Origin of the sequence: Mycobacterium sp. (assembly GCF_049683935.1) — a bacterium.
In the GTDB taxonomy this organism is placed as follows: Bacteria; Actinomycetota; Actinomycetes; order Mycobacteriales; family Mycobacteriaceae; genus Mycobacterium.
Genome location: NZ_JBAUJR010000478.1, coordinates 1 through 9,990, shown reverse-complemented (window position 1 = coordinate 9,990; position 9,990 = coordinate 1). Strand labels below are relative to the sequence as shown.

Annotated in this window: 9 protein-coding genes and 1 pseudogene; 9 read left to right on the top strand and 1 reads right to left on the bottom strand. The window is 66.6% G+C overall.

The genetic code is table 11. The features are described 5' to 3' along the window. Together WA965_RS27160 and manA are read left to right on the top strand one after the other, a co-directional pair. Positions 1-722 (top strand): annotated as a pseudogene (locus WA965_RS27160) (TobH protein); the annotation flags it as partial. 4 nt (positions 723-726) lie between these two features. After that, on the top strand, positions 727-1,953 hold the full coding sequence (gene manA, locus WA965_RS27155) for a mannose-6-phosphate isomerase, class I (protein ID WP_526297011.1): 1,227 nt from the start codon (positions 727-729) through the stop codon (positions 1,951-1,953). On the opposite strand, the gene WA965_RS27150 is transcribed toward manA, so the two are convergent. After that, the gene (locus WA965_RS27150) at positions 1,898-3,283 is read right to left on the bottom strand and encodes an FAD-dependent oxidoreductase (protein ID WP_526297013.1); all 1,386 of its coding nucleotides are present in this window, start codon (positions 3,281-3,283) and stop codon (positions 1,898-1,900) included. The genes manA and WA965_RS27150 overlap by 56 nt on opposite strands. Positions 3,284-3,320: 37 nt before the next feature. Here WA965_RS27150 and WA965_RS27145 point away from each other — a divergent pair, with 37 nt between their 5' ends. The 7 genes from WA965_RS27145 (at position 3,321) to ahcY (ending at position 9,959) form a co-directional block, all read left to right on the top strand. Continuing rightward, complete coding sequence (locus WA965_RS27145) at positions 3,321-4,850, top strand: amino acid permease (protein ID WP_526297015.1); 1,530 nt, start codon at positions 3,321-3,323, stop codon at positions 4,848-4,850. Positions 4,851-4,927: 77 nt separating this feature from the next. Beyond that, positions 4,928-5,788: a type IV toxin-antitoxin system AbiEi family antitoxin domain-containing protein gene (locus WA965_RS27140; protein WP_526297017.1), complete on the top strand. Its 861-nt coding sequence runs from the start codon at positions 4,928-4,930 to the stop codon at positions 5,786-5,788. A 205-nt stretch (positions 5,789-5,993) separates the two neighbouring features. After that, positions 5,994-7,169 (top strand): alkane 1-monooxygenase, encoded by a 1,176-nt coding sequence (locus WA965_RS27135; RefSeq protein WP_526297027.1) that lies wholly within the window; start codon positions 5,994-5,996, stop codon positions 7,167-7,169. Positions 7,170-7,171: 2 nt separating this feature from the next. Further along, positions 7,172-7,333, top strand: a complete 162-nt coding sequence (locus WA965_RS27130; protein ID WP_526297019.1) for a rubredoxin — start codon at positions 7,172-7,174, stop codon at positions 7,331-7,333. Between the two features lie 88 nt (positions 7,334-7,421). After that, complete coding sequence (locus tag WA965_RS27125) at positions 7,422-7,610, top strand: rubredoxin (RefSeq protein WP_526297021.1); 189 nt, start codon at positions 7,422-7,424, stop codon at positions 7,608-7,610. 145 nt (positions 7,611-7,755) lie between these two features. Beyond that, on the top strand, positions 7,756-8,376 hold the full coding sequence (gene alkX / locus WA965_RS27120; protein ID WP_526297023.1) for a TetR family transcriptional regulator AlkX: 621 nt from the start codon (positions 7,756-7,758) through the stop codon (positions 8,374-8,376). A 119-nt stretch (positions 8,377-8,495) separates the two neighbouring features. Next, positions 8,496-9,959 (top strand): adenosylhomocysteinase, encoded by a 1,464-nt coding sequence (gene ahcY / locus WA965_RS27115; RefSeq protein WP_526297025.1) that lies wholly within the window; start codon positions 8,496-8,498, stop codon positions 9,957-9,959. The last annotated feature ends 31 nt before the right edge of the window (positions 9,960-9,990 follow it).

Here is a 9,990-nt window from a genome sequence, read left to right as displayed (position 1 = left end):
TGGTCGCCCCCTACGAGGGACCGTTGCGCGACGCCACCGCCGGCCGTTCGGTGGCGCTGCCGCCGCGCCTGCCGGTGCCCGAGGACTTCACCCTGGTCCGCTACCTGGCCGCCGGGCTGGCCGCGCTGCAGGCGATCTTCCCCGGCAACCCGGTGGACCTCGCGGCGCTGGCCGACGAACTCGACGCCGAGGCGTTCCGCAACAGTGCCGGCCACGAGGTGTTCACCAACCCGGCGAAGAGCCTGGCCGAACGGATGTCGGGCCGCGACGTCGTGTTCGCCGGCGACACCGCGGCATTCGTGGCGCTGGCCCGGCACGCCTGCACAGTGATGCTCCGGGTCGCCCACCAGACCGTGGCCGCCGTCGGCTTGGCGGACGCGCTGGTGGCGATCGGAACGGGCTGGGGACGTGACTCCGGCGGCGGATCGATTTTCCACGACGAGGAACTCGACGGACCGCTGCCGCAGCGCACCCGCACCATCGTGCTGACCACCGACGCCGACCGGCCCGCAGTCACCTCGAGGCTGATGGGTTTCGACGACGTGTATGTGGTCAACTCCAACGACGTGCCGGACGGCGCGGACGTGGCGGGTACACGGGAGGATCAGATCGTGCGGGGTTCAGTTCCTAGGCCCGGGAACGGGCGTCCCGAACAACAATTGGCGCTGCTGGCGGTCCGCATCGAAATGGCAGCGGTCTATCAGCGGCTGGTTCGAGGTTGAGCCCGTGCATCTGCTGAAGGGAGCGGTGCGCACCTATGCCTGGGGTTCGCGGACCGCGATCGCCGAGTTCACCGGAGCGCCCAGTCCGACCCCGCACCCCGAGGCCGAACTGTGGTTCGGCGCGCATCCGCAGGACCCGGCGTGGCTGCAGACCGACGACGGCGAGCACTCCCTGCTCGAGGCATTGCGCGCCGACCCCGACGGTGAACTGGGTCCGGTGCTGCGGGGGAGATTCGGCGACTGCCTACCGTTCCTGGTGAAGGTGCTGGCCGCCGACGAGCCGTTGTCGTTGCAGGCACACCCCAGCACCGAGCAGGCGGTCGAGGGCTTTGCGCGCGAAGACCGCCAGGGCATCCCCATCGCAGCACCCACCCGCAACTACCGCGACCGCAGCCACAAACCCGAACTGCTGGTGGCGCTCGGGCCGTTCGAGGCGCTCGCCGGGTTCCGCCCCGCCGCCCGCACCGTGGAGCTGATGCAGGCGATCGCCCCCGGAGTACTGGAGCCGTTCATCCACCTGTTGTCCGGCCAGTCCGACGCCGACGGACTGCGGGCGTTGTTCACCACCTGGATCACCTGCCCGCAGCCCGATCTCGACAAGCTGGTGCCCGCGGTGCTCGATGGCGCCATCAGCTACGTGCGCTCCGGCGGCCAGGAGTTCGACGCCGAAGCCAGAACGGTGCTCGAACTCGGCGAGCGGTACCCCGGTGACGCCGGTGTCCTGTGTTCGCTGCTGTTGAACAGGGTGACGCTGGCACCAGGCGAAGGCATCTATCTGCCCGCCGGAAATCTGCACGCCTACCTGCAGGGCGTCGGCATCGAAGTGATGGCCAACTCCGACAACGTATTACGGGGAGGGCTGACGCCGAAGCACGTCGATGTTCCCGAACTGCTGCGGGTGCTCGATTTCCGCCCGGCTCACGATGTCGTCGTCCGGCCCGAATCCTTCCGAGACGGAGCCGAACTCGTATACGACACGCCCGCACCGGAATTCGAGGTGTCGGTGCTCCATATCGACGGCGAGCTTCTCGGCCACGAGATCGACGCACCCACCCGCCACGACGGACCGCAGATCCTGCTGTGCGCCGAAGGCGCGGCGACGGTTCACGCCAAAACGAGTGCGGTGGTCCTCGAACGCGGCGCGGCGGCGTGGGTGGGCGCCGACGACGGACCGATCAGGTTGGACGCCCAGCAGACGACCCGACTGTTTCGCGTGACCGTCGGGATCTAGACCGCTTCTCAGCGGCCCACAACCGCATGTTGTGCCGCACGGTCCGGCCCACCAATTTCGCCGACGGCACCATCCACAGGCTGTCCAGCAGGCTGAATCGACGCAGAAACCATTCCGCCAGAACGGGATCGGTCTCCGCGGCGCCGAGGAACTGGTCGAACAGCGAACCGACGGGCCGGTACCACCGAGGCATCGGTCCGGTCGCGCCGTGCAACGTCAGATCGCCGACCGCGTTCATCGTCCACACCGGATAGGTGGTTTTGGCGGTGGCCTTGCTCAAGGTCCCGAACAGGTCGGCGTTCGGTGTCTCCAGTGCGCGGCGTAGGTGGCCAGCCTGGATCGACGTCATCGTCATGCCCTGGCCGTAGGTCGGATTGAAGCTCACCACCGCGTCGCCGAACGGGACAATGCCTTGGGGGAAACGCTCCATCTGGTCGTAGCGGCGCCACCTGCTTGTGGGGTACTTGTGCACCGCGATCGGCCCGAGGGGCTCACCCTGGCGCAACGCGCTGCTGACGTGTGCGGGAAGAATCTCGTCGGCCAGCGCGCACATCTGGTCGAAATCAGCTGGCGGAGCGACCTTTCCCGTGCCGAAGGTGGTCACACCCCAGTTGCCGTCCTCGTAGAAGAGCATCCCCAACCCGACCGGGTGCTCCCGGGACGCGCCTGCAACCACCACCTTTTCCCTGAGCAGGCCCTCAGGGATGTGCACCTGGTGGGTGGCGTAATCGATGCCCACGTCGACGGTGTCCTCGCGTGGCCGGTCGAAACCCCACTGCGCCAACCACACCGGGAGGCGAGTGCCGCGGCCCGCGGCATCCACGACGAGGTCGGAGTCGACGGTCTCGCCGTCGGCCGTCTTCACCCCGGTGACCCGATTGCCGTCGAACACCGGCTCGTCGACAGCCTCCCGGACCAGCGTCACATTGTCGATGGCCAAGGCCCGCCGCCGGATCTGCCATTCCAGGTGCGGCCGGCTCGGCACGTAGGCCGTGAACTCGTCCTGCAGCGTGTGCTGGGTCCCCAGCAGGTGGCCGGCCGCGCCGAAGGAGATGCAGTCGGGTCGGTTCTCCAGAATCGGCACACCCGCGGCGACCATGTCCTCGAGCAGTCCGGGGAACAGCCCCTCGAACTCCTGCGCGCCGCGCGCCATCAGCAGATGCACATGCCGTCCCTGCGGAACCGCGGTGCGATTCGCGGGCACGTCGGGCAGCTCGTCACGCTCGTAGACCGTCACCCGGTCGTAGAAGTCCGACAGCACCCGGGCAGCGCACAGCCCCGCGAGGCTGGCACCGATCACGATCGCGTGTTTATCACTCTGATGACCCATCGGGCCTTTACGTTAGCCGGTACATTCCGCTGAAAACATGACGAAAAGAGGACGGCCGGTGGCTCAGGATCCGATCGCGCAGTCGACCAGCAGGTGGCGGACAAAATCGGTGGAGCAGTCGATCTCCGACACCGACGAGCCCGGCACCAGGCTGCGCAAGGATCTGAACTGGTGGGACCTGACCGTTTTCGGGGTCTCCGTGGTGATCGGCGCGGGCATCTTCACGATCACCGCATCCACGGCCGGCAACATCACCGGCCCCGCGATCTCGATCTCCTTCATCTTCGCCGCCATCGCCTGCGGGCTGGCCGCGCTCTGCTACGCCGAGTTCGCCTCGACCGTGCCCGTCGCCGGCAGCGCCTACACCTTCTCTTATGCGACATTCGGGGAGTTCGTGGCGTGGATCATCGGCTGGGACCTGATCCTCGAGTTCGCGGTCGCCGCGGCCGTCGTCGCCAAGGGCTGGTCGAGCTACCTCGGCACGGTGTTCGGCTTCGGCGGCGGTATCGCCGACGTGGGCGGGCTGGAACTCGACTGGGGCGCCCTGCTGATCATCACGTTCGTCACGGCGATCCTGGCGTACGGCACCAAGCTGTCGGCGGGAGTGAGCCTGGCCGTCACCACCCTCAAGGTCGCGGTGGTGCTGCTGGTGGTGTCGGTGGGCGCCTTCTACATCAAGGCGGAGAACTATTCGCCGTTCATCCCGCCCGCCGAGGCCGGCGGCGACGGTGCCTCCGGGGCTGAGCAGTCGCTGTTCTCGCTCATCACCGGCGCCGAAGGCAGCAACTACGGCTGGTACGGGTTGCTGGCCGGCGCCTCGATCGTGTTCTTCGCGTTCATCGGTTTCGACATCGTCGCCACCACCGCGGAGGAGACCAAGAACCCGCAGCGCGACATCCCCCGCGGGATCCTGGCCTCGCTGGGCATCGTCACCGTCCTCTACGTCGCGGTGGCGGTGGTGCTCTCGGGCATGGTCAATTACACCGAGTTGCGCGACTCCGAATCGCCCAACCTCGCGACCGCATTCGCGCTCAACGGCGTCGACTGGGCGGCCAAGGTGATCTCCATCGGCGCCCTGGCCGGGCTGACGACCGTCGTGATCGTGCTGGTTCTCGGGCAGACGCGGGTGTTGTTCGCGATGTCGCGGGACGGTCTGCTGCCGCGTCAGATGGCCAAGACGGGCAAGCGCGGAACCCCGGTGCGGATCACGCTGCTCGTCGGCTTCGTGGTGGCGGTGACGGCCACGATCTTCCCGATCGGCAACCTCGAGGAGATGGTGAACATCGGCACGCTGTTCGCCTTCGTCATGGTGTCGGCCGGTGTCATCGTGTTGCGGCGGACCCGGCCCGACCTCAAGCGTGGCTTCCGGACGCCTTTCGTGCCGGTGCTGCCGATCCTGGCGATCATCGCGTGCGTGTGGCTGATGCTGAACCTCACCGGGCTGACCTGGATGCGGTTCGGCATCTGGATGGCGATCGGCGTGGTCGTCTACTTCGTCTACGGCCGTCGGCACTCGATGGTCGGCCGCCGCGCCGCCGCTTCCTCGGCCGTGGATTCGGCGCGCTGACGCACCGCTAGGGTGCGTTGGCGCTCCCGATTCGCCGCTGACGGAACCGCGGGGCGCGCGGGTGCGTCCGAACAGGCATGCTCAGTGACTACCTGCGCCGCCACGATGGAGTGATCACTCTCGATCAAGCTCGCGAAGCGGGCCTCAGCCTGCGGGCAGTGCAGCGACGGGTCCAGTCAGGTCAGTGGCGCCGATGTGCCCGCGGGGTCTACTTCGTCGACGACCGGCCGTTCTCAGATGCAGCCCGCATCCGGGCAGCGGTATGGGGATACGGCTCCCGCGCTACGGCGAGCGGCCTGACGGCAGCCTGGTGGCACGGACTTACACGATTCGCTCCCGCCGTGCCGGAAGTGACGGTGCCCCGGGACAGCCACGGTCGTCGACACAATGGCAGTCGGGTTCGTCGGCGCGATCTGGATCCCGCGGACATCGTCGAACGGAATGGCATCCACGTGACGTCACTTCCGTTGACCGTCGTCGAAGCCGCTGCGCAACATGGCGGGGGCGCCAAGTTGCTGGACAACGCACTACAGCGGCACGTCGACCTCAACAGCCTCTGGCGGACGCACTTGAGCAACAAAGGGCGCACGGGAGCGCCGCGTTCTCGTCGGCTCTTACAGGCGGCCTCCGACGGCGCGCGCTCAGAAGCCGAACGCCTGCTGCACAAGCTGCTGCGCGAGGCAGGTATCACGGGTTGGAAGGCGAACTACTGCGTCGGCGGTTACCGCGTGGACGTCGGCTTCCCCGCGGCGAAAGTCGCCATCGAAGTGGATGGGTTCGCGTTCCACAGCGGCGTGGACGAGTTCCAGATCGACCGTCTCCGCCAGAACTCCATCGTCTTGCTGGAGTGGCAGGTGCTGCGCTTCACCTGGCTTGACCTCACGGAATACCCGGAGAGGGTCGTCGCGATGATCCGGGCCGCGATCTCGGCGCGCTGACGCACCGCCGGTGTCGGGTATCGCGCCCGATTCGCCAGGTTGCTTTGTACAAAAAGTGCGTTTGTGTCTAGACAAGCGACAAATAGACTTCTATAGTCAACCTCAGTCAGTGATCGCACTCACAGCGAGGAGGCATCGGGTGTCCACCGAAATTTCAGAGATCGACGTCCAGCAGTGGCGGGACAAGAAGCGCTACCTATGGCTGATGGGATTGATCGTGCCCACGGCCGTACTCGTGATGCTGCCGTTGATCTGGGCGTTCAACCAGCTCGGATGGCACGCAGCCGCACAGGTCCCGTTCTGGATCGGGCCGATCCTGGTCTACCTGGTGTTGCCGCTGCTGGACTGGCGCTACGGCCCCGACGGCGAGAATCCGCCCGACGAGGCAGTGGAGCGGCTGGAGAACGACAAGTACTACCGCTACTGCACCTACAGCTTCATCCCGTTCCAGTACCTCACCGTGGTGCTGGGCGCCTACCTGTTCGCGGCCTCGGACCTGAGTTGGCTCGGATTCGACGGTTCTCTGGGCTGGCCGGCGAAGATCGGCCTGGCCCTCTCGGTCGGCATGATGGGCGGCGTCGGCATCAACACCGCGCACGAACTCGGCCACAAGAAGGACACCCTCGAGCGTTGGCTGAGCAAGATCACGCTGGCCCAGACCTGCTACGGGCACTTCTTCATCGAGCACAACCGCGGACACCACGTCCGGGTCGCCACGCCGGAGGATCCCGCGTCGGCGCGCTTCGGTGAGACGTTCTGGGAGTTCCTGCCGCGCAGTGTGTGGGGCAGCCTGAAGTCGTCGTGGGAGCTCGAGGCGCAGCGGCTGGACCGCGCCGGCAAGAGCAAGTGGCACTGGTCCAACGACGTGCTCAACGCCTGGGCGATGTCGGTGGCGCTCTACGGCACGCTGATCGCGGTCTTCGGCGTCGCGCTCATCCCGTACGTGGTGATCTCGGCGGTCTTCGGCTTCACGCTGCTGGAGACGGTCAACTACCTCGAGCACTACGGGCTGCTGCGGCAGAAGACCGAGAGCGGGCGCTACGTGCGCTGCGCACCCGAACACAGCTGGAACTCCGACCATCTGGTGACCAACCTGTTCCTGTACCACCTTCAGCGACACAGCGATCACCACGCCAACCCGACCCGTCGCTACCAGACGCTGCGCAGCATGAACGGCGCGCCGAACCTGCCCAGCGGGTACGCGTCGATGATCGGCCTCACCTACTTCCCGCCGCTGTGGCGCAAGGTGATGGACCACCGCGTCATGGAGCACTACGACGGCGACATCACCAAGGTCAACGTCCACCCGCGCGTGCGCGACAAGGTGCTGGCCAAGTATGGCGCCGACGAGCAGCGCCTGCGCGAACAGCAGGGGGCGTGAGCATGAGCGCCTACCGCTGCCCCGGTTGCGACTACGTCTATGACGAGACCAAAGGTGCTCCGCGCGAGGGTTTTCCGCCCGGCACCCAGTGGGAACTCGTCCCTGATGACTGGTGCTGCCCCGACTGTGCGGTGCGCGAGAAGGTCGATTTCGAGGTCGCGTAAAACCCCATGTTGACGCTGCGTTCAGGGCGGGAAAGTGCGAGTAGTCCCCGCCCTGAGTGCAGCCTCAACGCGAAAGGAAGAGAAGAAGATGAGTGACGCCGACTACAAACTGTTCGTCTGTGTGCAGTGCGGTTTCGAGTACGACGAGGCCAAGGGCTGGCCCGAGGACGGCATCGCCCCCGGCACCCGCTGGGACGACATCCCCGAGGACTGGAGCTGCCCGGACTGCGGCGCAGCGAAGTCCGACTTCGAGATGGTCGAGGTGGCGCGGGGATGAGCGCTCAGTCGTCGCCGGCCAGCGCGCGCAGATGTACGCGACTCGCCGACTGGCGACGTGCAAACACGCGCGCTCGCGGGGCAGGCCGCGGGACGTGACAACGGCCTGGGCGGCCACGACGGCCCGAGGCGATAGTGTCGCGCGTGTGGGCCGCCCCAACGACAAGCGCATCTCCTACGCCGAGGCATCGAGAGTGCTGCTGCGCGACTCGATCCTCGACGGCATGCGCGAGATGCTGCTGGCCCGCGACTGGTCCTCGATCACGCTGTCCGATGTCGCCAGGGCGGCCGGCATCAGCCGCCAGACCATCTACAACGAGTTCGGCTCGCGGCACGGTCTGGCCCAGGGGTACGCCCTGCGGCTGGCGGACCGGCTCGTCGACCAGATCCACAGCGCCATCAACGACAATGTCGGCGACGTCTACGCCGCCTTCCTGCAGGGGTTCCGCGACTTCTTCACCGAGTCGTCGGCCGACCCACTGGTCATCTCGTTGCTGACCGGGACCTCGAAGCCCGACCTGCTGCAGATCATCACCACCGACAGCGCACCGATCATCAGTCGGTGCTCGACGCGGCTGACCGAAACGTTCATGTCCAGCTGGGTGCGGGCCAGCGACGAGGACGCCGGAGTGCTGGCCATGGCCATCGTCCGACTGGCGATGAGCTACGTGTCGATGCCCCCGGAAGCCGACCACGATGTGGCCCGAGACCTGGCCAGATTGATGTCTCCCTTCGCCGAACGCTACGGTGTTGTAGATACTCCTTAGCCGGCAGAGCGCCTGAGCGCCTGTCCCGCGAGCCCGCAGGCTTTGGGTGTCTTGCATGGATGTCGCCGCTGCACACCCGTGCGCGCACAGGCAATTGTCTACCGAATAAGGGGCTCTACATGACTGCATCACTGACCGCCGATGCCCGCAACGGCATCGACTACAAGGTCGCTGACCTCGAACTTGCCGAGTTCGGCCGCAAAGAGATCCGGCTGGCCGAGCACGAGATGCCCGGCCTGATGGCGCTGCGCCGCGAGTACGCCGACGTGCTGCCGCTCAAGGGCGCGCGCGTCTCCGGATCGCTGCACATGACCGTCCAGACCGCCGTGCTGATCGAGACGCTGGTCGCACTCGGCGCTGAAGTGCGCTGGGCGTCGTGCAACATCTTCTCCACCCAGGACCACGCCGCGGCCGCGACCGTCGTCGGCCCCAACGGAACCGTCGAGGCGCCCAAGGGCGTGCCGGTGTTCGCGTGGAAGGGCGAGACGCTGGAAGAGTACTGGTGGGCCGCCGAGCAGATGCTCACCTGGCCAGGCGAGCCCGCGAACATGATCCTCGACGACGGTGGCGACGCCACCATGCTGGTGCTGCGCGGCGCCGAGTTCGAGAAGGCGGGCGTGGTTCCGCCCGAGGACGACGAGCACTCCGACGAGTACAAGGTGTTCCTGAACCTGCTGCGCCGCTCGATCGAGGCGGACAAATCCAAGTGGACCAAGGTCGCCGAGTCCGTCAAGGGCGTCACCGAGGAGACCACCACCGGTGTGCTGCGGCTGTACCAGTTCGCCGCCGCCGGTGAACTGTCCTTCCCGGCCATCAACGTCAACGACTCGGTGACCAAGAGCAAGTTCGACAACAAGTACGGCACCCGGCACTCGCTGATCGACGGCATCAACCGCGGCACCGACGTGCTGATCGGTGGCAAGGCGGCGCTGGTCTGCGGTTACGGCGACGTCGGCAAGGGCTGCGCCGAGGCGCTCAAGGCCCAGGGCGCCCGCGTCGCGGTCACCGAGATCGACCCGATCAACGCGCTGCAGGCGCTGATGGACGGCTTCGAGGTCAAGACCGTCGAGGAGGCCGTCGGCTGGGCGGACATCATCATCACCGCCACCGGCAACCAGGGCATCATCACCCTCGAGCACATGAAGTCGATGAAGCACCAGGCGATCCTCGGCAACATCGGCCACTTCGACGACGAGATCGAGATGGCCCGCCTCGAGCGCGACCAGAAGGTCCGCCGGATCAACATCAAGCCGCAGGTCGACGAGTTCATCTTCGAGGACGGCCACTCGATCATCGTGCTGAGCGAAGGCCGACTGCTGAACCTGGGCAACGCGACCGGCCACCCGTCGTTCGTGATGAGCAACAGCTTCTCCAACCAGGTCATCGCGCAGATCGAGCTGTGGACCAAGAACGACGAGTACGACAACGAGGTCTACCGCCTGGCCAAGCACCTCGACGAGAAGGTCGCCAAGATCCACGTCGAGGCCCTCGGTGGCTCGCTGACCAAGCTCACCAAGGAGCAGGCCGAGTACATCGGCGTCGACGTCGACGGCCCGTACAAGCCGGAGCACTACCGCTACTAGTCACCGTGCGGATCCTGCGCGGTATTGCCAC

Excerpts from the sequence above, each read along its gene's own strand:
- WA965_RS27150 (WP_526297013.1), bottom strand. The coding sequence starts at position 3,283 with ATGGGTCATCAGAGTGATAAACACGCGATCGTGATCGGTGCCAGCCTC.
- WA965_RS27145 (WP_526297015.1), top strand. The coding sequence starts at position 3,321 with ATGACGAAAAGAGGACGGCCGGTGGCTCAGGATCCGATCGCGCAGTCG.
- WA965_RS27140 (WP_526297017.1), top strand. The coding sequence starts at position 4,928 with ATGCTCAGTGACTACCTGCGCCGCCACGATGGAGTGATCACTCTCGAT.
- WA965_RS27135 (WP_526297027.1), top strand. The coding sequence starts at position 5,994 with ATGGGATTGATCGTGCCCACGGCCGTACTCGTGATGCTGCCGTTGATC.
- WA965_RS27130 (WP_526297019.1), top strand. The coding sequence starts at position 7,172 with ATGAGCGCCTACCGCTGCCCCGGTTGCGACTACGTCTATGACGAGACC.
- WA965_RS27125 (WP_526297021.1), top strand. The coding sequence starts at position 7,422 with ATGAGTGACGCCGACTACAAACTGTTCGTCTGTGTGCAGTGCGGTTTC.
- ahcY (WP_526297025.1), top strand. The coding sequence starts at position 8,496 with ATGACTGCATCACTGACCGCCGATGCCCGCAACGGCATCGACTACAAG.